General features: G+C 51.2%; 18 protein-coding genes, 1 other RNA gene and 1 pseudogene. 9 read left to right on the top strand and 11 right to left on the bottom strand.

Going from position 1 to position 22,128, the window contains the following annotated elements; translation table 11 throughout:
- Positions 1–11: 11 nt before the first annotated feature.
- Together mscK and acrR are read right to left on the bottom strand one after the other, a co-directional pair.
- Positions 12–3,374, bottom strand: coding sequence for a mechanosensitive channel MscK (gene mscK, locus QZF50_RS08845; RefSeq protein WP_000177726.1), 3,363 nt, complete (start codon positions 3,372–3,374; stop codon positions 12–14).
- Positions 3,375–3,501: 127 nt separating this feature from the next.
- Positions 3,502–4,149, bottom strand: a complete 648-nt coding sequence (acrR, locus tag QZF50_RS08840) for a multidrug efflux transporter transcriptional repressor AcrR (RefSeq protein WP_000101737.1) — start codon at positions 4,147–4,149, stop codon at positions 3,502–3,504.
- A gap of 141 nt (positions 4,150–4,290) precedes the next feature.
- On the opposite strand from acrR, the gene acrA reads away from it, so the two are divergent.
- The 7 genes from acrA to pdeB all read left to right on the top strand — a co-directional run bounded on the left by acrA (position 4,291) and on the right by pdeB (position 12,843).
- Entirely contained in the window at positions 4,291–5,484 is a 1,194-nt protein-coding gene (gene acrA / locus QZF50_RS08835; RefSeq protein WP_001295324.1) for a multidrug efflux RND transporter periplasmic adaptor subunit AcrA, read from the top strand.
- Between the two features lie 22 nt (positions 5,485–5,506).
- Positions 5,507–8,656, top strand: coding sequence for an efflux RND transporter permease AcrB (acrB, locus tag QZF50_RS08830; protein ID WP_001132468.1), 3,150 nt, complete (start codon positions 5,507–5,509; stop codon positions 8,654–8,656).
- 545 nt (positions 8,657–9,201) lie between these two features.
- Positions 9,202–9,576, top strand: a complete 375-nt coding sequence (gene tomB, locus QZF50_RS08825) for an Hha toxicity modulator TomB (protein ID WP_000344800.1) — start codon at positions 9,202–9,204, stop codon at positions 9,574–9,576.
- A gap of 25 nt (positions 9,577–9,601) precedes the next feature.
- Positions 9,602–9,820, top strand: coding sequence for an HHA domain-containing protein (locus QZF50_RS08820; protein WP_001291435.1), 219 nt, complete (start codon positions 9,602–9,604; stop codon positions 9,818–9,820).
- A gap of 171 nt (positions 9,821–9,991) precedes the next feature.
- Positions 9,992–10,543 (top strand): maltose O-acetyltransferase, encoded by a 552-nt coding sequence (maa, locus tag QZF50_RS08815; RefSeq protein WP_000102564.1) that lies wholly within the window; start codon positions 9,992–9,994, stop codon positions 10,541–10,543.
- 115 nt (positions 10,544–10,658) lie between these two features.
- Positions 10,659–11,129, top strand: a complete 471-nt coding sequence (locus tag QZF50_RS08810; RefSeq protein ID WP_000136192.1) for a YlaC family protein — start codon at positions 10,659–10,661, stop codon at positions 11,127–11,129.
- 163 nt (positions 11,130–11,292) lie between these two features.
- Positions 11,293–12,843: a cyclic-guanylate-specific phosphodiesterase PdeB gene (gene pdeB / locus QZF50_RS08805; protein WP_001299455.1), complete on the top strand. Its 1,551-nt coding sequence runs from the start codon at positions 11,293–11,295 to the stop codon at positions 12,841–12,843.
- Positions 12,844–12,884: 41 nt separating this feature from the next.
- On the opposite strand, the gene QZF50_RS08800 is transcribed toward pdeB, so the two are convergent.
- Both QZF50_RS08800 and ffs read right to left on the bottom strand, forming a co-directional pair.
- Entirely contained in the window at positions 12,885–13,238 is a 354-nt protein-coding gene (locus QZF50_RS08800) for a DUF1428 family protein (protein ID WP_000878141.1), read from the bottom strand.
- A gap of 119 nt (positions 13,239–13,357) precedes the next feature.
- An RNA gene (ffs, locus tag QZF50_RS08795) (signal recognition particle sRNA small type) lies at positions 13,358–13,454 on the bottom strand.
- Positions 13,455–13,616: 162 nt separating this feature from the next.
- Between ffs and QZF50_RS08790 the strand changes: the two genes are divergently transcribed.
- A complete protein-coding gene (locus QZF50_RS08790; RefSeq protein ID WP_000409911.1) occupies positions 13,617–13,928 on the top strand; it encodes an MGMT family protein in 312 nt (103 codons plus the stop codon).
- Positions 13,929–13,958: 30 nt separating this feature from the next.
- Here QZF50_RS08790 and QZF50_RS08785 read toward each other — a convergent pair whose 3' ends face one another.
- Entirely contained in the window at positions 13,959–14,531 is a 573-nt protein-coding gene (locus QZF50_RS08785; protein ID WP_000779826.1) for a YbaY family lipoprotein, read from the bottom strand.
- A 217-nt stretch (positions 14,532–14,748) separates the two neighbouring features.
- On the opposite strand from QZF50_RS08785, the gene tesB reads away from it, so the two are divergent.
- Entirely contained in the window at positions 14,749–15,609 is an 861-nt protein-coding gene (tesB, locus tag QZF50_RS08780) for an acyl-CoA thioesterase II (RefSeq protein WP_000075876.1), read from the top strand.
- Positions 15,610–15,656: 47 nt separating this feature from the next.
- On the opposite strand, the pseudogene amtB reads toward tesB, so the two are convergent.
- The 6 genes and pseudogenes from amtB to QZF50_RS08750 all read right to left on the bottom strand — a co-directional run.
- Positions 15,657–16,933, bottom strand: a pseudogene (gene amtB / locus QZF50_RS08775) (ammonium transporter AmtB).
- Positions 16,934–16,962: 29 nt separating this feature from the next.
- Positions 16,963–17,301 (bottom strand): P-II family nitrogen regulator, encoded by a 339-nt coding sequence (gene glnK, locus QZF50_RS08770; protein ID WP_000780338.1) that lies wholly within the window; start codon positions 17,299–17,301, stop codon positions 16,963–16,965.
- A 180-nt stretch (positions 17,302–17,481) separates the two neighbouring features.
- The gene (locus QZF50_RS08765) at positions 17,482–19,263 is read right to left on the bottom strand and encodes a SmdB family multidrug efflux ABC transporter permease/ATP-binding protein (protein WP_001256180.1); all 1,782 of its coding nucleotides are present in this window, start codon (positions 19,261–19,263) and stop codon (positions 17,482–17,484) included.
- Positions 19,256–21,028: a SmdA family multidrug ABC transporter permease/ATP-binding protein gene (locus QZF50_RS08760; RefSeq protein ID WP_001235608.1), complete on the bottom strand. Its 1,773-nt coding sequence runs from the start codon at positions 21,026–21,028 to the stop codon at positions 19,256–19,258. Before QZF50_RS08760 ends, QZF50_RS08765 begins: the two co-directional genes overlap by 8 nt.
- Before the next feature lie 29 nt (positions 21,029–21,057).
- Entirely contained in the window at positions 21,058–21,516 is a 459-nt protein-coding gene (gene decR, locus QZF50_RS08755; protein ID WP_000884589.1) for a DNA-binding transcriptional regulator DecR, read from the bottom strand.
- A gap of 152 nt (positions 21,517–21,668) precedes the next feature.
- A partial coding sequence (locus tag QZF50_RS08750) for an HAD-IIB family hydrolase (protein ID WP_290388856.1) occupies positions 21,669–22,128 on the bottom strand: 460 nt, incomplete at its 5' end.

Genomic DNA, 22,128 nt, shown 5'->3' with positions numbered 1-22,128 from the left:
CCCTTTGGTTATTACCCTACCGCTGGCGTCGGGTCATCGCCTTTGTAGTCGCGTTTGACTTCCGTCACCTCATCGCCCTTCTCGTTGTGCAGATGCACTTCAAGCTGGTTAAAGGCAATGTTGATGTCGTTTTCACGGCACAGCTGATCGATAGTACGGTTCAGCTCATCGACAGTACGACTACGGTCACGCAGTTCACGCACATACAGACGCAGCTCATGATCCAACGTGCTGGCACCAAACGCCGTAAAGAAGACTTCCGGCATTGGTTCGTGCATCACCCTTGGGTGCTCAGTCGCCGCCTTCAGTAACACTTTACGCACTTTTTCCAGATCGGAGCCATAGGCCACGCCGAGACGGATCACCAGACGCGTAGTAGTGTCAGTCAACGACCAGTTGATCAGACGCTCGGTAACAAACGCTTTGTTCGGGATGATCACTTCTTTGCGATCGAAATCGGTAATCGTTGTCGCACGAATACGGATCTTACTTACCGTCCCCGAGAAGCTACCAATGGTTACCGTATCGCCAATACGCACCGGACGTTCGAACAGAATGATCAAACCGGAGACGAAGTTACCGAAAATTTCTTGTAAACCAAAACCAAGACCTACGGATAATGCTGCGGCCAGCCACTGGAGTTTATCCCAAGAGACGCCCAGCGATCCGAACACCGTCATCGCACCAACGGCAATAATGATGTAGTTAAGGATGGTAGTAATGGCATACGACGCGCCCTGACGCATATTCAGTCGCGAGAGCACCAGCACTTCCAGTAAACCAGGCAGGTTGCGAATCAACGCCCAGGCCACCATTGAGGCGATAATCGCAAACAACAGACTGCCCATGGTGACGTTTTTCACCACCGCAGCGCCAGCTTCAGTGCCGTTGTAATGCCAGAGCGTGATGCTGTCGAGATAGCTGAACACGGTGATCAAATCGGACCAAATTGCCCAGAACATGACACCGAACAGCGCAAACATCAGCAACATGGTAATACGCAGCGTCTGCTGGTTAACTTGCTCCAGTGCAATGGTGGGTTCTTCCGGCGGTTCGGCACCTTCTGCGCCCTCTTTCACCAGATTCTGCCGACGCGCCAGCGCACGACGCCAGGCGATACGCCGCGCCGCTACGCTTAAGCCGCGCAATACCGTCTGGTAGAGCAAGTTCCAGATGATCACCAGATAAACGGTTTCAATCCAACGCCCGGAGAGGCGCAGCGTGGTGTAGAAATAACCCGTGGCAGTCAGCACCATCAATGCAATCGGGATAATCGACAGCACGGTAATGGTGACCAGTCGCATGGTGTGCGACTCTTTATCACGCCAGCTTTCGCGGCACATTGGCCATACCAGGAAGGCAATCAGCAGCAGGTTGAAGAAAATCATCGCCTGCCCCAGCACATCATCCATCAGATGCAGCGGGGAAAGTTCTGCCACCACAGACCAGAAATGGATAGGCAGCAACGCGAGACTGATGCGGACAATTTGCCGACGCCAGTGGCTGGTCTGCTGCTCCGGCATGCCGAAGTGACGCACGGCAACGCCATTTTTCTCCAGTACCTTCCAGCACAGGCCAAACACCAGCCAGAAAATCGCCAGTTTTTTACTGAACGACCATAGCAGTTCGCTGATGTTGAGCTGCATGGTCAACAGAATCAGGCCAACCGCGAGAATAATCAGGCACACCGGCAGCGCGCGGATCAGGTCGATAAGGATCGCTTTTGGTGTGTTGAGCTGGCTATCGTTACGCAGGGAACCCACAGCGGAAGCCAGTTTCTGTTGATACGCTTTCAGCCAGCCCAGACGCCAGTGGATCAGCCCGGCAATCAACAGCAGCGGCAAACCAGCGAGGAAAGCGATAAAAACGGCAGGCCAGGCTTTTTCCCAGTTCACCGTGATTTTCATCGACTTAAATTCATCTTTCAGGCTTTGCGGGAACGCTTTGATCCAGTCCCAGTCCATTGGACGGTTACTGTTCACCCAAAAGATTTGCTGAGTCAGGATGGATTTCAGGTTTTTCGATACGCTCATTAACTGCTGCTGGTTGATTTGCAGGTTAATGGCCATCATCAGCTGGTTACCCAACTGTTTGTTGAGTTGATCCAGCAATTCGCGACGCATATCAACCACTTGCAATAACGCATCGTGAACTTCGCTGTTGACTTCGTTGGTGTGACCTTCTTCCAGTTTGTTGACGAACGCATCGCTCTGGAAGAGTGCATCACGCTGCTGGTTAACTTCAAACTGTTCGAGACGCAAATCCGCGATGCGGTTGGTCATGTTTTCCAGTTCATCCGCCGAGGGCAGCGTTTGTTGTTGCTGGTAAAGGATACGAGACAACAGCAGGCTGCCCTTCAGGACGGCAATCTGCTCTTTAATATTGCGTTCCGATTGCAGCGCCCGCTCCAGCCAGTTTTTGACTTTAATGTTTTGCTGCATCAACTGATTACCGTTTTCAGTCGCGGTAATCAGACGCTGACTTAACTGCTGGTTAATTTCCAGTTCCTGTTTCACCAGCGGATTAGCCTGAATACGCGCGGCTTCATCCGGGGAGACGGCTTCCTGCGCCGTTTTTTCAGTTAAAGTCAGGCGCTTGCTGTTTACCGCTTCTTGCAACAGCTGCAACTGGTGCTCCAGACGGGCGCTGTTCGCCGTCACGTAATCACGTTGCTTTTGCAAGGTATCCTGCAAGACGGTGTTCCCTTCCAGGCTTTTACGCTGCTGGTCAATCTCCGCATTCAGCAACGCCTGCTGAGCCTGCATTAACACTTTCTGGCTGGGACGTAAGGCAGTCTCGCCGACATCAGTCCCATCCAGACGACTGCGAATTTGTTGCAGCTGCTGCGAAGCGTTATACATCGCATTTTGCACGCGTTCGGGCTGCGTCTGTAACGAAACCAGCTGGCTGTTATAAGACGCCAGATCGTTTTGTGCGTTTTGCAAATCGTCCAGCGCCTGGGCAACGCGAGTTTCCAGCTGGCGCAACGAAAGCGTACTCAGAATTTTGCGCGTTTCTTCGTCGTTATCGACATCGCTAAGTGCTGTTAACGCCGCGGTCGCCTGGCGCATTTTTTCCGGCGCTTCAGCGACTTTTTGCCGTAGCTGAACTGTCTCTTCTTTTATGCGATCGATTTTATCGAGGGTGGCTAATGTATCTGTCAGATCCTGCTGCACCAGTTTGTCCTGAGCAGAAAGATCTTTTTGTTTATTTAGTGAGTCAAGTTGCGCCTGCAGGTCCGCTTTTGTCGGCAGATCACCATTCGATGACGCCCGCGCAAACGCCGTGTTCTGGCATAACAAGACAAAAACAAAAGCAATAAATGCTGAAAAAACAAAATGCCGTGATCGTTTGTAATACTGGAACATAGTCATGATGAATGAAGGTTTCTGAACCTGAAGAACGACCTGAAAAAGTCAAACCGCAAGAATATCACGACGCAGTGAACCAGAATAGCAACGACGAAAATGTCCAGGAAAAATCCTGGAGTCAGATTCAGGGTTATTCGTTAGTGGCAGGATTACGAAGCGTGGGGCACAGGAGATACATCTCCAGTAAGATGGCGACGTAATCGCGGGCTTCTTTTTTAAGATCAAAAGATTGCGGGGCAAAGAGCCAGTTTTCCATCAGGCCGGAAATATAGCCGCGCATAATAATTGCTGCCCGACGCGTCATTAAATCCGCAGGCAACATTTTCGCTTCAATACAATGTTTTAACGTTTGTTCTATACGGTCATAACTTTCCAGACAGAGATTACGTTGTGCCTGTTGCACAACAGCCATTTCTCCGACAAATTCGCATTTGTGGAATATAATCTCCATCAATAATCGACGTCGTTCTTCTGTCACCGTGGATTCAAGAACATGAATTAATATCTCTCTTAATACTGAGAGTGGATCGCCAGGGAATTTTGCCTGATACTCAAGCTCTAGTTCACCAATATTGGATTCTGACAGTTCCCAGATCTCACTGAACAAATCCGACTTGTCTTTAAAATGCCAGTAGATTGCACCGCGCGTAACGCCAGCTGCTTTTGCAATCTCGCCCAGCGAGGTGGATGATACCCCCTGCTGTGAGAAAAGACGTAGAGCCACATCGAGGATGTGTTGGCGCGTTTCTTGCGCTTCTTGTTTGGTTTTTCGTGCCATATGTTCGTGAATTTACAGGCGTTAGATTTACATACATTTGTGAATGTATGTACCATAGCACGACGATAATATAAACGCAGCAATGGGTTTATTAACTTTTGACCATTGACCAATTTGAAATCGGACACTCGAGGTTTACATATGAACAAAAACAGAGGGTTTACGCCTCTGGCGGTCGTTCTGATGCTCTCAGGCAGCTTAGCCCTAACAGGATGTGACGACAAACAGGCCCAACAAGGTGGCCAGCAGATGCCCGCCGTTGGCGTAGTAACAGTCAAAACTGAACCTCTGCAGATCACAACCGAGCTTCCGGGTCGCACCAGTGCCTACCGGATCGCAGAAGTTCGTCCTCAAGTTAGCGGGATTATCCTGAAGCGTAATTTCAAAGAAGGTAGCGACATCGAAGCAGGTGTCTCTCTCTATCAGATTGATCCTGCGACCTATCAGGCGACATACGACAGTGCGAAAGGTGATCTGGCGAAAGCCCAGGCTGCAGCCAATATCGCGCAATTGACGGTGAATCGTTATCAGAAACTGCTCGGTACTCAGTACATCAGTAAGCAAGAGTACGATCAGGCTCTGGCTGATGCGCAACAGGCGAATGCTGCGGTAACTGCGGCGAAAGCTGCCGTTGAAACTGCGCGGATCAATCTGGCTTACACCAAAGTCACCTCTCCGATTAGCGGTCGCATTGGTAAGTCGAACGTGACGGAAGGCGCATTGGTACAGAACGGTCAGGCGACTGCGCTGGCAACCGTGCAGCAACTTGATCCGATCTACGTTGATGTGACCCAGTCCAGCAACGACTTCCTGCGCCTGAAACAGGAACTGGCGAATGGCACGCTGAAACAAGAGAACGGCAAAGCCAAAGTGTCGCTGATCACCAGTGACGGCATTAAGTTCCCGCAGGACGGTACGCTGGAATTCTCTGACGTTACCGTTGATCAGACCACTGGGTCTATCACCCTACGCGCTATCTTCCCGAACCCGGATCACACTCTGCTGCCGGGTATGTTCGTGCGCGCACGTCTGGAAGAAGGGCTTAATCCAAACGCTATTTTAGTCCCGCAACAGGGCGTAACCCGTACGCCGCGTGGTGATGCCACCGTACTGGTAGTTGGCGCGGATGACAAAGTGGAAACCCGTCCGATCGTTGCAAGCCAGGCTATTGGCGATAAGTGGCTGGTGACAGAAGGTCTGAAAGCAGGCGATCGCGTAGTAATAAGTGGGCTGCAGAAAGTGCGTCCTGGTGTCCAGGTAAAAGCACAAGAAGTTACCGCTGATAATAACCAGCAAGCCGCAAGCGGTGCTCAGCCTGAACAGTCCAAGTCTTAACTTAAACAGGAGCCGTTAAGACATGCCTAATTTCTTTATCGATCGCCCGATTTTTGCGTGGGTGATCGCCATTATCATCATGTTGGCAGGGGGGCTGGCGATCCTCAAACTGCCGGTGGCGCAATATCCTACGATTGCACCGCCGGCAGTAACGATCTCCGCCTCCTACCCCGGCGCTGATGCGAAAACAGTGCAGGACACGGTGACACAGGTTATCGAACAGAATATGAACGGTATCGATAACCTGATGTACATGTCCTCTAACAGTGACTCCACGGGTACCGTGCAGATCACCCTGACCTTTGAGTCTGGTACTGATGCGGATATCGCGCAGGTTCAGGTGCAGAACAAACTGCAGCTGGCGATGCCGTTGCTGCCGCAAGAAGTTCAGCAGCAAGGGGTGAGCGTTGAGAAATCATCCAGCAGCTTCCTGATGGTTGTCGGCGTTATCAACACCGATGGCACCATGACGCAGGAGGATATCTCTGACTACGTAGCGGCGAATATGAAAGATGCCATCAGCCGTACGTCGGGCGTGGGTGATGTTCAGTTGTTCGGTTCACAGTACGCGATGCGTATCTGGATGAACCCGAATGAGCTGAACAAATTCCAGCTAACGCCGGTTGATGTCATTACCGCCATCAAAGCGCAGAACGCCCAGGTTGCGGCGGGTCAGCTCGGTGGTACGCCGCCGGTGAAAGGCCAACAGCTTAACGCCTCTATTATTGCTCAGACGCGTCTGACCTCTACTGAAGAGTTCGGCAAAATCCTGCTGAAAGTGAATCAAGATGGTTCCCGCGTACTGCTGCGTGATGTGGCGAAGATTGAGCTGGGTGGTGAGAACTACGACATCATCGCAGAGTTTAACGGCCAACCGGCTTCCGGTCTGGGGATCAAGCTGGCGACCGGTGCAAACGCGCTGGATACCGCTGCGGCAATCCGTGCTGAACTGGCGAAGATGGAACCGTTCTTCCCGTCGGGTCTGAAAATTGTTTACCCGTACGACACCACGCCGTTCGTGAAAATCTCTATTCACGAAGTGGTTAAAACGCTGGTCGAAGCGATCATCCTCGTGTTCCTGGTTATGTATCTGTTCCTGCAGAACTTCCGCGCGACGTTGATTCCGACCATTGCCGTACCGGTGGTATTGCTCGGGACCTTTGCCGTCCTTGCCGCCTTTGGCTTCTCGATAAACACGCTAACAATGTTCGGGATGGTGCTCGCTATCGGCTTGTTGGTGGATGACGCTATCGTTGTGGTAGAAAACGTGGAGCGTGTTATGGCGGAAGAAGGTTTGCCGCCAAAAGAAGCTACCCGTAAGTCGATGGGGCAGATTCAGGGCGCTCTGGTCGGTATCGCGATGGTACTGTCGGCGGTATTCGTACCGATGGCCTTCTTTGGCGGTTCTACTGGTGCTATCTATCGTCAGTTCTCTATTACCATTGTTTCAGCAATGGCGCTGTCGGTACTGGTAGCGTTGATCCTGACTCCGGCTCTTTGTGCCACCATGCTGAAACCGATTGCCAAAGGTGATCACGGGGAAGGTAAAAAAGGCTTCTTCGGCTGGTTTAACCGCATGTTCGAGAAGAGCACGCACCACTACACCGACAGCGTAGGCGGTATTCTGCGCAGTACGGGGCGTTACCTGGTGCTGTATCTGATCATCGTGGTCGGCATGGCCTATCTGTTCGTGCGTCTGCCAAGCTCCTTCTTGCCAGATGAGGACCAGGGCGTATTTATGACCATGGTTCAGCTGCCAGCAGGTGCAACGCAGGAACGTACGCAGAAAGTGCTCAATGAGGTAACGCATTACTATCTGACCAAAGAAAAGAACAACGTTGAGTCGGTGTTCGCCGTTAACGGCTTCGGCTTTGCGGGACGTGGTCAGAATACCGGTATTGCGTTCGTTTCCTTGAAGGACTGGGCCGATCGTCCGGGCGAAGAAAACAAAGTTGAAGCGATTACCATGCGTGCAACACGCGCTTTCTCGCAAATCAAAGATGCGATGGTTTTCGCCTTTAACCTGCCCGCAATCGTGGAACTGGGTACTGCAACCGGCTTTGACTTTGAGCTGATTGACCAGGCTGGCCTTGGTCACGAAAAACTGACTCAGGCGCGTAACCAGCTGCTTGCAGAAGCAGCGAAGCACCCTGATATGCTGACCAGCGTACGTCCAAACGGTCTGGAAGATACCCCGCAGTTTAAGATTGATATCGACCAGGAAAAAGCGCAGGCGCTGGGTGTTTCTATCAACGACATTAACACCACTCTGGGCGCTGCATGGGGCGGTAGCTATGTGAACGACTTTATCGACCGCGGTCGTGTGAAGAAAGTTTACGTCATGTCAGAAGCGAAATACCGTATGCTGCCGGATGATATCGGCGACTGGTATGTTCGTGCTGCTGATGGTCAGATGGTGCCGTTCTCGGCATTCTCCTCTTCTCGTTGGGAGTACGGTTCGCCGCGTCTGGAACGTTACAATGGCCTGCCATCCATGGAAATCTTAGGCCAGGCGGCACCGGGTAAAAGTACCGGTGAAGCAATGGAGCTAATGGAACAACTGGCGAGCAAACTGCCTACCGGTGTTGGCTATGACTGGACGGGGATGTCCTATCAGGAACGCCTCTCCGGCAACCAGGCACCTTCACTGTACGCGATTTCGTTGATTGTCGTATTCCTGTGTCTGGCGGCGCTGTACGAGAGCTGGTCGATTCCGTTCTCCGTTATGCTGGTCGTTCCGCTGGGGGTTATCGGTGCGTTGCTGGCTGCCACCTTCCGTGGCCTGACCAATGACGTTTACTTCCAGGTAGGCCTGCTCACAACCATTGGGTTGTCGGCGAAGAACGCGATACTTATCGTCGAATTCGCCAAAGACTTGATGGATAAAGAAGGTAAAGGTCTGATTGAAGCGACGCTTGATGCAGTGCGGATGCGTTTACGTCCGATCCTGATGACCTCGCTGGCGTTTATCCTCGGCGTTATGCCGCTGGTTATCAGTACTGGTGCTGGTTCCGGCGCGCAGAACGCAGTAGGTACCGGTGTAATGGGCGGGATGGTGACCGCAACGGTACTGGCAATCTTCTTCGTTCCGGTATTCTTTGTTGTGGTTCGCCGCCGCTTTAGCCGCAAGAATGAAGATATCGAGCACAACCATACTGTCGATCATCATTGATACAACGTGTAATCACTAAGGCCGCGCAAGCGGCCTTTTTTATGCATAACCTACGAACATTAAGGAGTAATTGAACCACCAACTCAGGATCTCATACGAAAACCAGTATTAACCACGGATAAAATTCATAAAAAATACTGATTGTTAGTTAATTTATATTAAGTAGCGCTAATAGATTTAATAATCCATAATCATTTAGAGGCTATTCTTAATTATTTGCGGTAATTCTTTATTCATTCCTCGGTTATTACGTCATATTCAGAGCAATCCTGGTATTAGTGTCACCAATTTCATCTGGCGATAATCCTGAAATGTTATGAACAGTTCGAGCAGACTGCTTTTACCTGCTGCGGGTTAGTGCTAGTATGAAAAAGTGAGTCCTGTCCCGATTCCTTCCTAATTGTAATTTTTCGTAATAATGCGATGAAAACCTGCAAAGAGTGGCTTATAGTTAAGCTAACAAACGAGAGGGCAAGTCCAGGTCAGTAAGTTTTTTCCATCCCGAAAGGTGTCCGTTAGTTCAACCGCTAAGAAGGGGACGCGTTATGGATGAATACTCACCCAAAAGACATGATATCGCACAGCTTAAGTTTCTCTGTGAAACCCTGTATCATGACTGCCTTGCAAACCTTGAAGAAAGCAATCATGGCTGGGTTAACGACCCAACCTCGGCGATCAACCTCCAGTTGAATGAACTGATTGAGCATATTGCGACCTTCGCACTTAATTACAAAATTAAGTATAATGAAGACAATAAGCTCATTGAGCAGATCGACGAATATCTGGATGACACCTTTATGTTGTTCAGTAGTTATGGTATTAATATGCAGGATCTTCAGAAATGGCGGAAGTCAGGTAATCGACTATTCCGTTGTTTTGTCAATGCGACGAAAGAGAATCCTGCGAGTTTATCTTGTTAGAATTATTACAACCATGGGTAGAAGTATGTCCGAAAAACCTTTAACGAAAACCGATTATTTAATGCGTTTACGTCGTTGCCAGACAATTGACACGCTGGAGCGTGTTATCGAGAAAAATAAATACGAATTATCAGATAATGAACTGGCGGTATTTTACTCAGCCGCAGATCACCGCCTCGCCGAATTGACCATGAATAAACTGTACGACAAGATCCCTTCCTCAGTATGGAAATTTATTCGCTAATAAATAATTCGCTTTCGGAGCTATAACCGGCTGTTTATTAAGAATTTTATACTTTTTCGCCATGAAGACATACCCTATGTGATCTTTATCACACAGATGTAATGGGAACGTTCTCTTCACTGACTTTTCGTCTTACTGTGTTGCCGCATTTTCAGCAACCGGAGGTCAGTAATGAGCACAGAAAAAGAAAAGATGATTGCTGGTGAGTTGTATCGCTCGGCAGATGAGACGTTATCTCGCGATCGCCTGCGCGCTCGTCAGCTTATTCACCGATACAATCATTCCCTGGCGGAAGAGCACACATTACGCCAGCAAATTCTCGCTGATCTATTCGGTCAGGTGACAGAGGCTTATATTGAGCCAACGTTTCGCTGTGACTATGGCTATAACATTTTTCTCGGTAATAATTTTTTCGCCAACTTCGATTGCGTGATGCTTGATGTCTGCCCTATTCGCATCGGTGATAACTGTATGTTGGCACCAGGCGTTCATATCTACACGGCAACACATCCCATCGACCCTGTAGCACGTAATAGCGGTGCTGAACTGGGGAAACCCGTCACCATCGGTAATAACGTCTGGATTGGCGGACGCGCGGTCATTAACCCTGGTGTGACCATTGGTGATAACGTCGTGGTAGCCTCAGGTGCAGTTGTCACAAAAGATGTCCCGGACAACGTTGTCGTGGGCGGTAATCCAGCCAGAATAATTAAAAAATTGTAATCGGTTTTTCGCAACTGTTATGCAAAATTGTGGTAAATCTGTTACTTCCCCTCTACTATTCCCACGTTAAAATAGGGTGTTCCCTGGAAAGTTGCAGATACCACGAAGGCAAACGATGACCGAAATACAACGCCTGCTGACCGAAACGATTGAGTCTCTGAATACCCGCGAAAAACGCGACAACAAACCCCGCTTTAGTATCAGTTTTATCCGTAAACATCCGGGGCTGTTTATCGGTATGTACGTTGCTTTTTTTGCCACCCTGGCGGTGATGTTGCAGTCCGAAACGCTGTCAGGCTCTGTCTGGCTACTGGTTGTATTATTTATCCTGCTTAATGGTTTCTTCTTTTTCGATGTCTACCCACGCTACCGCTATGAAGATATCGACGTGCTGGATTTCCGCGTTTGCTATAACGGCGAATGGTACAACACGCGCTTTGTACCTGCCGCGCTGGTTGAAGCCATCTTGAACTCTCCGCGTGTCGCGGATGTTCATAAGGAACAACTGCAAAAAATGATCGTCCGTAAAGGTGAACTGTCTTTTTACGATATTTTTACCCTCGCTCGCGCCGAATCAACATCTTAAGTTAGGGTTACATACCAGGCGTAAAGCTCTGCGCCTGGTCAAATGACAATGATCGTTTCCACCCATCACTTCATGAAATACCAGCTCTACCTCCTTATCTCCTGCCAGCCTTTTTCCACAATCAGATATACTTTCCCTACACTGTGTTAATAAGGATATGCTGGTGAGAACACGACATCTGGTCGGCCTTATTTCGGGAGTACTGATTCTTTCAGTATTGCTGCCTGTCGGCTTAAGCATCTGGCTGGCCCATCAGCAGGTAGAAACATCGTTTATTGAAGAGCTGGATACCTATTCCTCCCGCGTCGCTATTCGGGCCAATAAGGTGGCGACACAAGGGAAAGATGCGCTGCAAGAGCTGGAAAGATGGCAAGGCGCTGCCTGTAGCGAAGCCCATCTCATGGAAATGCGTCGGGTATCTTACAGTTATCGCTATATTCAGGAAGTGGTTTATATCGATAACAACGTTCCCCAGTGTTCGTCTCTGGAGCATGAAAGTCCGCCCGATACCTTCCCCGAGCCAGGTAAAATTTCGAAAGATGGTTATCGTGTCTGGTTAACATCGCATAACGATTTAGGCATTATCCGTTACATGGTCGCCATGGGAACGGCACATTATGTCGTCATGATCGACCCCGCTTCCTTTATTGATGTCATTCCCTATAGCTCATGGCAAATTGATGCCGCCATTATTGGCAATGCCCATAACGTTGTCATAACCAGCAGCGATGAAATTGCTCAGGGAATTATTACCAGGCTACAAAAAACACCCGGTGAGCATATCGAAAATAATGGAATCATTTACGATATCCTGCCCTTCCCGGAGATGAATATTTCGATCATCACCTGGGCTTCAACGAAAATGTTGCAGAAAGGCTGGCATCGGCAAGTCTTTATTTGGTTACCGCTCGGGTTGGTGATTGGCCTGCTGGCAGCGATGTTTGTGCTGCGTATTTTGCGCCGTATCCAGTCACCGCATCATCGGCTGCAGGATGCTATCGAAAATCGTGATATTTGCGTGCACTATCAGCCGATTGTCTCCTTAGCCAATGGCAAAATTGTCGGTGCTGAGGCACTGGCGCGCTGGCCGCAGACAGACGGTAGTTGGTTGTCACCAGATAGTTTTATTCCGCTGGCACAGCAAACGGGCCTTTCTGAGCCATTGACGCTACTGATTATAAGAAGCGTCTTTGAAGATATGGGCGACTGGCTGCGTCAGCATCCACAGCAGCATATTTCGATCAATCTTGAATCCACCGTGCTCACCTCGGAAAAAATCCCGCAATTGCTGCGTGAAATGATCAATCACTATCAGGTTAATCCCAGACAGATCGCGCTTGAACTCACTGAACGCGAGTTTGCCGATCCGAAAACCAGCGCCCCGATAATTTCTCGCTACCGGGAGGCGGGCCATGAAATTTATCTTGATGATTTTGGTACGGGATATTCAAGTTTAAGTTATTTACAGGATCTGGATGTCGACATTCTGAAGATCGATAAATCTTTCGTTGATGCGCTGGAATATAAAAATGTCACGCCGCATATCATCGAAATGGCAAAAACACTGAAACTGAAAATGGTAGCGGAGGGAATCGAAACCAGTAAACAAGAAGAGTGGCTACGCCAGCATGGCGTGCACTACGGTCAGGGCTGGCTCTACAGCAAGGCATTACCGAAAGAAGATTTCTTACGCTGGGCCGAGCAACATTTGTGAATTTTTGGGCTGACGGCACGCCGCACAGCCCGTCACGCTACCTATTCGTCGATGATTGACTCGAATCCGCCATAGATCATTCGCTTGCCGTCAAACGGCATGGACTCGCCGAACTCTTTCATCCGTGGGTCCGACATCATCTTTTGAGTAGCAGCGTCGCGGACCTCTTTTGAAGGGTATTCAATCCAGCTAAAGACAACCTCTTCATTCTCTTCCGCTTTCACCGCCATACGAAAATCGGTCACTTTGCCATCCGGTACATCGCTGGCCCAGCATTCGACAATACGAAGCGCGCCAAACTCTTTAAACAATGGCGCAGCCTTAGCGGCCATTTCCCGATAGGCATCCTTTTTATCGGCAGGAACGGCAACCACAAAACCATCAACATACTTCATCAGACATACCTCCGAAGCGTACTGCGCAGCCAGACAATTCTTGCGACGTCAGTTGTGGTTAAAGTTTAGCCATGTTGGGGTTTTTTGACGAAACGGTGGGAGGCAGAAATGGGTGGGGGCCCTGCCAGCTACATCCCGGCACACGCGTCATCTGCCTTGGCTGCTTCCTTCCGGACCTGACCTGGTAAACAGAGTAGCGTTGCGGGAGAACCAACAGAGCCCCCATTGAGAGCGTTGAGAACCAACGCGCAGGCGCATTATCACTGCTGCCCCGGCTAATTGCAACCCATCGCGTGCCAGATGCTGGTTTCTTGCGCAATGCGACTTCACTCGGGCGTTTTTCCAGATTATGCTGAAAAATTACCTCAGGAAGAAAAGATGGAAAAAGAAGATTCATTTCCCCAACGCGTCTGGCAAATCGTCGCCGCTATTCCCGAAGGCTATGTCACCACTTACGGTGATGTGGCGAAACTGGCGGGATCGCCCCGCGCCGCGCGCCAGGTGGGCGGTGTGTTAAAGCGTCTCCCTGAAGGCAGCACCTTACCCTGGCACCGGGTGGTTAATCGCCACGGCACAATTTCGCTAACCGGACCGGATTTACAGCGTCAGCGACAGGCATTACTGGCAGAAGGTGTGATGGTATCGGGAAGCGGGCAAATCGACTTGCAGCGTTATCGCTGGAACTACTAACCCTCTCCGGGCGGAGAGGGTTAACGTCGCTTAATATTGCGTAGGAGCTGGAACTGCCGAAGACGGATTCACCTGAGTTGGTGAAGTCGAAGGTACGGTAGTCGTTGCACCACCGCTGGCCTGAACCGGCACGGCGGTTTGCTGCACCGGCACCAATGTCAGGTCGGCTTTAGTTCCGCCCTTGTTGATCACCGGCTGAACGGTATCGGTAATAAATACCAGTTTGTCATTCACGGTAATCGCCGCACTCAACAGAATACGCGCGTTCGGCTGAACATCTGCCGGGTTAAATGGCAGAACAAAGCTGAATGGTGACTGTTTACCTTCAGTACGCACCGCTTTCTGCGCCAGCACTTTTGACGGTGCATCGGCTAACGACGCGTCAGAAAGTGTCACGGTCAGCACAGCATCAGGCGGCAGTGCGACTTTCTGCCGGATCCAGACGGTACCGGAGACATTCGGTTGCTGGATAGCAGGTTGTTGTGTTGCTGAAATAGACGTATTTGCAGCCGGGGCTGGCGTCTGAATATCCGCGCTTTTATCTGCGCAAGCCGCCAACGCAATCGCAACCGCTAAACCACTGGCCATGTGCACGAGTTTCATTCATTTCTCCTTATTATCAATGCACCAGCGGGCTAACTTTCCTCGCCGGAAGAGTGGTTAACAAAATAGTAACGTCAACAAGTGTGGCACACATCACGCATTTCTGCCTGTAATTAGCCCGTAATTCAGACCATTGCACCCATCGGACCAGTAGCAAATTTGCGTTATACTCAACTCACTTTGGCTTGCTGCGGCAGCTTTGTTACTGGAGAGTTATATGAGTCAGGCGCTAAAAAATTTACTGACATTGTTAAATCTGGAAAAAATTGAGGAAGGACTCTTTCGCGGCCAGAGTGAAGATTTAGGTTTACGCCAGGTGTTTGGCGGCCAGGTCGTGGGTCAGGCCTTGTATGCTGCAAAAGAGACCGTCCCTGAAGAGCGGCTGGTACATTCGTTTCACAGCTACTTTCTTCGCCCTGGCGATAGTAAGAAGCCGATTATTTATGATGTCGAAACGCTGCGTGACGGTAACAGCTTCAGCGCCCGCCGGGTTGCTGCTATTCAAAACGGCAAACCGATTTTTTATATGACGGCCTCTTTCCAGGCACCAGAAGCGGGTTTCGAACATCAAAAAACAATGCCGTCCGCGCCAGCGCCTGATGGCCTGCCTTCGGAAACGCAAATCGCCCAATCGCTGGCGCACCTGCTGCCGCCAGTGCTTAAAGATAAATTCATCTGCGATCGTCCGCTGGAAGTCCGTCCGGTGGAGTTTCATAACCCACTGAAAGGTCACGTCGCAGAACCACATCGTCAGGTGTGGATCCGCGCAAATGGTAGCGTGCCGGATGACCTGCGCGTTCATCAGTATCTGCTCGGTTACGCTTCTGATCTTAACTTCCTGCCGGTAGCTCTACAGCCGCACGGCATCGGTTTTCTCGAACCGGGGATTCAGATTGCCACCATTGACCATTCCATGTGGTTCCATCGCCCGTTTAATTTGAATGAATGGCTGCTGTATAGCGTGGAGAGCACCTCGGCGTCCAGCGCACGCGGCTTTGTGCGCGGTGAGTTTTATACCCAGGACGGCGTGCTGGTTGCCTCGACCGTTCAGGAAGGGGTGATGCGTAATCACAATTAAAAAAATAGCCGGAGGTAAAACCGTCCGGCTATTTTTTGCAGTGCTTGTTACGCGTTATAGGCATTCTCGCCGTGACTGTTGACATCCAGCCCTTCTCGCTCCTGCTCTTCCGGTACACGCAGACCAACCGTCAGATCCGCCAGTTTGTAGCCAATAAATGCCACCACACCGGACCAGACGATCGTAATGGCGATGCTTTCCAGCTGTACCAGCAACTGATGGCCCATCGTCACACCTTCAGCGAAGCCCACGCCACCCAGCGAACTGGCGGCAAAAATCCCAGTCATGATACAGCCGACAATGCCACAAACGCCGTGCACACCGAAGACATCGCAGGGAGCATCCACCCGCAGCAAGCGTTTGAGCATAGTAACGCCCCACAAGCCCGCCAGACCAGCTACCACGCCGATAATCAACGCGCCGCCAACCCCAATGTAGCCACACGCTGGCGTCACGCCGACCAGACCGGCAATCGCGCCAGAACACGCTCCCAGCAGAGAAGGCTTACCACGCAGCGCCCATTCACCGAAGATCCAGCCAAGAATTGCCGCCGCCGTTGCGACCACAGTATTCACAAATGCCAGTGCCGCGATTTCATTCGCCGTGCCCGCTGACCCGGCGTTAAAGCCAAACCAACCGATATAGTCCCGGTGAAGACCATCGGCAGGTTGTGTGGTTTAAACGCCTCTTTACCGAAGCCCACGCGTTTTCCTATCAGATACGCGCCCACCAGACCGGCGATTGCGGCGTTAATGTGCACCACCGTGCCACCCGCGAAATCCAGCGCACCGTGAGAAGCCAGCAAACCACCGCCCCAGACCATATGCGCAATTGGAATGTAAGAGAGCGTCAGCCATACCACCACGAAAATCAACACAGCTGAGAAGCGGATTCGTTCCGCCAGCGCCCCAACTATCAAGCCTACGGTAATGCAGGCAAACGATCCCTGAAACGCTACGTGGATATACTGATAAATGCTGCCCATCACCGCCGTCAGTTCGATGTTTTTCAGCATCAGCCAGTTAATGTTGCCGAAGAAGTTGTTGCCCTCACCAAACGCCAGCGAGTAACCGTAAACCACCCAGAGAATACAGACCAGTGCGAATGTCACCGTCACCTGCGTCAGCATCGACAGAACGTTTTTGCCGCGAATCAACCCACCGTAAAACAGGGCAATCCCCGGAATAGTCATAAACAACACCAGAGCAGTACAAATCATCATAAACGCATTGTCGGCTTTATCGGCCACCGCAGGTGCAGCCATTACCAGTCCCGGCAGCATCGCCAGTGAAGCAAGCCCAGTTTTTATCGTCGCTATCTTCATTTTTCGTTCCTGTTGCTGTGTGCCAGAGATTACAGCGCCGCTTCGTCGGCTTCGCCGGTACGAATACGAATGACGCGTTGCAATTCAGCGACGAAGATTTTGCCGTCGCCAATTTTTCCGGTGTAAGCCGCCTTACTGACGATATCGATCACTTCATCGAGTTGGTCATCAGCAATTGCCACATCAATTTTTACTTTTGGCAGGAAGTTGACGCTGTATTCCGCCCCCCGGTACAGCTCGGCATGCCCTTTCTGACGCCCGAAACCTTTCACTTCGGTGACGGTCAGGCCCTGAATACCAATGGAAGATAACGCTTCACGAACGTCTTCCAGCTTGAATGGTTTGATTATCACGGTCACCAGCTTCATAGATCCCCTCCGGTCAGAATTCGGTAATGGTTCTGCTACACGAAGAAGGTATTGCAAGCGGTGTGCCAGAAATGAAAAACGAGAAAGAGAGCAGGAAGTTAAGAAGATTGAAAATGAAAACGCACTATGACAGTGCACAGTGCGTTACATTTTTGCACCAACGATGAAATATTGCGCTATTCAGGCGCTCAATGATTCTTCTTCACGCACGCTGGCTGCCAGCTCTTCGCCCGCAAGTTGCAGTTGATACATCTGCCAGTAGCGTCCCTGGGCCGCCAACAGTTGCTGGTGAGTGCCCTGCTCCACGGCTTGCCCACGATGAAGCACCAGAATGGTGTCGGCATCAACAATGGTCGATAAGCGGTGAGCAATCACCACCAGCGTGGTATGTTCACGCACAGCCGCCAGAGCATGTTGAATCGCCTGTTCAGTACCGGAGTCAATGCTGGCGGTTGCCTCATCAAGGATCAGGATTTGCGGCGTCTCCACCAACACGCGTGCCAGTGCCAGCAGTTGCTTTTGCCCAACTGAGAGATTATTCCCCTGCTCGCCCAGCGGCGTATAAATACCATCACTCATGCTGCGCGCCAGCTCCGCCAGTTGCACGGTTTCCAGCGCCTGCCAGACGCGTTCTTCGGAGATATCACGCCCCAGCGTCACGTTGGCGAGGAAGGTATCCGCCAGCACCACCGGATCTTGCTGCACCATTGCCACGCCCTGGCGCAGCGCGCTGTGACTTAGCGAACTTAATGGACGACCATCAAGGCGAATCTCACCTTCCGTTAGCGGGTAATAGCCCATCAATAAACTGGCGAGGGTGCTTTTGCCACTGCCGGTATGCCCGACCAGTGCCACAAAGTTACGCGAAGGCACAGAGAGATTAATGTTCTTTAGCACCAGATTGTCATCGCGATAAGCAAATGACACGTTATCGACTTCGATGGTGCCACTCTGTAACGGGCGCTCATCATTGCCATATTGCTGGCGCGGTCCGTCCATCAGTTCAAACACGCGCTCACCAGCAACAACAGCCTGTTGCAGCATCGCCTGTTGCGTGGTCAGTTCGATTAATGGTTCGTTAAGTCGCCCAAGATAGCTGATAAACGCATACAGCACGCCCACTTCAATGGTGCCGCTAGCGGAGAAGCCAAACAGCATCAACAAGCCACAAAGAATGAGCGATGAAAACAGACTCAGCAGCGGACGCAGCAGAAAACCGTCGAGGCGCAGGGTTTGCATCCTGGCCATATAGTGTGAACGACTGGCCTCCCCCATACGTTCGCCAAATCGCGCCTGCTGACGGAACTGCTGGATAACGCTCATGCCATTGATGATTTCGTTAAAGCCGTCGTTGATATCCGCTAGATAGGCGCGCACACGACGGACAATCGGCGTGCTGTAACGCTGGTATATCACCATTACCACCAGCACCACCGGGAAAATCATTATCGCCACCAGCGCCATTCGCCAGTCGAGGCTGAACATCGCCACCAGCATCGCGCCCACCAGTGCGGCGCTACGCAGGACAGTTGCCACTACGGTAACGTAGAGATCGCGGATCACTTCAGTGTCATTAGTGACGCGGGAAATCACCTGCCCGACGGGTTGGGTATCAAACTCGCTTAATGGCTGGCGTAACGCGGCATCCATCACGTCGGTACGCAACTGTTGCACTACGCCTACTGCCGCCCGATTAAACAGCAGCGACTGCGCGTAATGTAGCCCGGCGGCAAACAGTTGTAGCCCAACATACGCCGCAGCCAGCCCTGCAACCATTTTCAACGGCAGGTTATTTTTCGCTACCATATTGTCGATAAAATAGCTGATAAGCAGCGGCCCACTGACTTCTGCCGCTGCCGCAACCCACATCATCAGGACCGCAATCCCCAGCGGTTTACGCCACGGCGAACCGTACGCTAACAGACGCTTGAGAGTCGGCCACAGTTGGCTAAAACTACGCATCGACGGCCTCCTCGCGAATTTCCGGAGCGTCGTCGAGCGCCGCCTCCAGTTGTTGATAGCGATACATATCGCGATACCAGCCGCTTTGTTGCGCCAGCTCATCATGATTGCCACGCTGGGCGATATGTCCGTGCTGCATCACAATAATTTCACTGGCTTCCGTCAGTGCCGAAAGGCGATGGGCACTGATGATTACCGTTCTACCCTGTCCCCACTGACGCAGGTTATGCAGGATCTGGTGCTCTGTGCGTCCGTCCACCGCCGAAAGCGCATCATCAAGGATGAGGATTTCCGCGTTGACTAATAACGCACGAGCAATAGAGATACGCTGTTTTTGCCCGCCGGAAAGCATCACGCCGCGCTCGCCCACCTCTGTATCGTAACCTTGCGGTAAACGCAAAATATCGTCATGTACGCTGGCTAACCGCGCGACATGCTCAATCTCTTGCTGGGTGGCATTCGGGCAACCCAACGCGATGTTGTTCGCTACGGTGTCGGAAAAAAGGAACGGTGTCTGGCTAACTACCGCCAGGCGGCTACGCCAGCTATCGAGTTGTAACTTCGTCAGAGGAATATCATGAAAGCGAATATCCCCCTCGCTGACGTCGAAATGACGCTGAATGAGCGACAACAGGGTACTTTTGCCGGAACCAGTCGGCCCGCAAATACCCAGCATCTGACCGGGTTTCAGGGCGAAATTGACGTTTTCCAGCGCAGGATGGTCAGTCTGCGGATACGTGAACTGGTGAATATTTACATCCAGTTCGCCACGCCCTTCCGGCACGGGTTCGCTACCATCGTTCACCACCGGCGCTTCCGCCAGCATCGCGCGAATACGGCTGTACGCAGCACTACCACGTTCCACAATGTTAAACATCCATGCCAGCGCCAGCATTGGCCAAATCATCAGACCTAAATACATCATAAAACTGGTGAGCTGGCCCAGCGTTAAACTGCCCTGCACCACCATCCAACTACCGCCGCCAATCGCCAGCAAGTTCGCCATACCAATCGCGATATAGATGGTCGGGTCGAAACGAGCATCAATACGCGCCACCCGCATGTTTTTTTTGCCGGTATCTTCGGCATCCGCGGCAAATAACGCCGACTGGCGATCTTCCAGACCAAAGGCTTTGATCATGCGAATACTGGTGAGGCTTTCCTGGGTGCGGTCATTAAGACTAGAAAACGCCGCCTGTGCCAGCTTAAAGCGTTCATGCAAGGCATCGCCGTTGCGCTTAATCATGATCGCCATCACTGGCATCGGTAACAGGGCAAATAAGGTCAACTGCCAGCTAATTTGCGTAGACATCATAATCAACACAGCGCAGCCCATTACCAGTGAATCCACCAGCGTCAGCACCCCTTCTCCGGCGGCAAACACGACGCGATCGACGTCATTAGTCGCACGAGCCATGAGGTCACCCGTGCGATGACGCAGGTAAAACTCAGGATGCTGCCGGCTTAGCTGACGGTAATAATCTTCACGCAGTTCAACAGCCAGTTGATAAGACGCACCAAACAGCAATACGCGCCAGACGTAACGCAGGAGATAAACCACAACGGCAATCAGCACCATGGTGGCGATCCACATCAGGATCTGCCCGGTAGTAAAGTGTTGTTCTGTCACGCCATCGACAACAATACCAACCACTTTTGGCGGAACCAGTTGCAGCATCGCGATAATGACAAGCAAGGCGACAGCCCCGAGATAGCGACGCCATTCCCGACGGAAATACCAGCTTAATTGAGCAAATAATCGCACGCGTTGTGTCCTGACCTGATTCTGGATATTTATTCGATGGGTAAAGAAGTGGTGTATTTAATCTGTTCCATCGCGAAGCTGGAAGTGACGTCCGACAGCCCCGGCACGCTGTTTACCAGACGCTTATAAAACTCGTCGTAGCGTTTCATGTCGGCAACCTGGACGCGCATCAGATAATCGTATTCACCAGCCATGCGCCAGAACCCCAGCACTTCTGGCATTTCGGTAACCACCGTGACAAAGCGGCAATACCATTCGCTGCTGTGATGTTGCGTTTTTATCAGCACAAAGGCGGTCAGGCCGAGGCCTATTTTTTCCGGATCCAGCAGGGCGACTTTGCCGATAAGGATACCGTCGTCCTCCAGCCGTTTCAGGCGCTTCCAGCAGGGGGTGGTTGTCAGATTAACGGCTTCAGCCAGTGCCTGCAAAGAGAGGGTGCAATCCTGCTGTAGTAAGGCCAGCAGCTTACGGTCAATTTTATCTAACATAGCCCTTCCACAGAGAATTTTTTTCTCTTTTAATTCTATTTTAAAGGTGAAATCGCGACAATTTATTCTGTGCGGTTTAAACACCATGGCACAAAATGACAAACTCAACGCAAAAAAAACCGGGCAATTGCCCGGTGCTGGAAGGGATCTCGTTATTCGGGGGAATAAGGTAGATGTGGATAGTCCAGCCAGTGCGTCAAATAGTGAGAGACAGCCTGATTTCGGCAATGTCCAATCACCGGTAAATGCGGGAGCTCCGCGCGCAGTTGCGGCATCGCATTGCCCATAATAAATCCGCTACCGACGCTGCCTAACATTTCGCGATCGTTCATCGCATCACCAAAGGCCATGCAATCGCGCAACGATAAACCTAAATGTTGGGTCAGCACCGTCAATGCAGCGCCTTTATTGCAGCCCACCGGCAGCACTTCGAGGCAATCCGTGGCGGAAAAACACAAATGTGCACGCTCGCCTAATGCTTCGTATAGCTGGATCTGCAAGCGTGTAAGATCGTCGTGATCGCCACAGAAGCAGATCTTGGTGACGCTGCCGAGTGGCATTTTTTTGACATCGATTATCTGATAACGAAAACCGCTATAGACAAATGCCTGC

It is taken from the genome of uncultured Escherichia sp. (assembly GCF_948475835.1).
Taxonomy (GTDB): domain Bacteria; phylum Pseudomonadota; class Gammaproteobacteria; order Enterobacterales; family Enterobacteriaceae; genus ECMA0423.
The sequence above is the reverse complement of the archived record's forward strand: the minus strand, read 5'-3'. Positions and strand labels throughout refer to the sequence as shown.

Bases quoted from the DNA above. Each gene is read 5' to 3' on its own strand.
- acrB (WP_001132468.1), top strand. From the start codon at position 5,507: ATGCCTAATTTCTTTATCGATCGCCCGATTTTTGCGTGGGTGATCGCC.
- acrR (WP_000101737.1), bottom strand. From the start codon at position 4,149: ATGGCACGAAAAACCAAACAAGAAGCGCAAGAAACGCGCCAACACATC.
- QZF50_RS08785 (WP_000779826.1), bottom strand. From the start codon at position 14,531: ATGAAACTCGTGCACATGGCCAGTGGTTTAGCGGTTGCGATTGCGTTG.
- glnK (WP_000780338.1), bottom strand. From the start codon at position 17,301: ATGAAGCTGGTGACCGTGATAATCAAACCATTCAAGCTGGAAGACGTT.
- QZF50_RS08800 (WP_000878141.1), bottom strand. From the start codon at position 13,238: ATGAAGTATGTTGATGGTTTTGTGGTTGCCGTTCCTGCCGATAAAAAG.
- acrA (WP_001295324.1), top strand. From the start codon at position 4,291: ATGAACAAAAACAGAGGGTTTACGCCTCTGGCGGTCGTTCTGATGCTC.
- decR (WP_000884589.1), bottom strand. From the start codon at position 21,516: ATGTTAGATAAAATTGACCGTAAGCTGCTGGCCTTACTACAGCAGGAT.
- maa (WP_000102564.1), top strand. From the start codon at position 9,992: ATGAGCACAGAAAAAGAAAAGATGATTGCTGGTGAGTTGTATCGCTCG.
- tesB (WP_000075876.1), top strand. From the start codon at position 14,749: ATGAGTCAGGCGCTAAAAAATTTACTGACATTGTTAAATCTGGAAAAA.
- tomB (WP_000344800.1), top strand. From the start codon at position 9,202: ATGGATGAATACTCACCCAAAAGACATGATATCGCACAGCTTAAGTTT.
- QZF50_RS08790 (WP_000409911.1), top strand. From the start codon at position 13,617: ATGGAAAAAGAAGATTCATTTCCCCAACGCGTCTGGCAAATCGTCGCC.
- mscK (WP_000177726.1), bottom strand. From the start codon at position 3,374: ATGACTATGTTCCAGTATTACAAACGATCACGGCATTTTGTTTTTTCA.
- QZF50_RS08820 (WP_001291435.1), top strand. From the start codon at position 9,602: ATGTCCGAAAAACCTTTAACGAAAACCGATTATTTAATGCGTTTACGT.
- QZF50_RS08765 (WP_001256180.1), bottom strand. From the start codon at position 19,263: ATGCGTAGTTTTAGCCAACTGTGGCCGACTCTCAAGCGTCTGTTAGCG.
- QZF50_RS08810 (WP_000136192.1), top strand. From the start codon at position 10,659: ATGACCGAAATACAACGCCTGCTGACCGAAACGATTGAGTCTCTGAAT.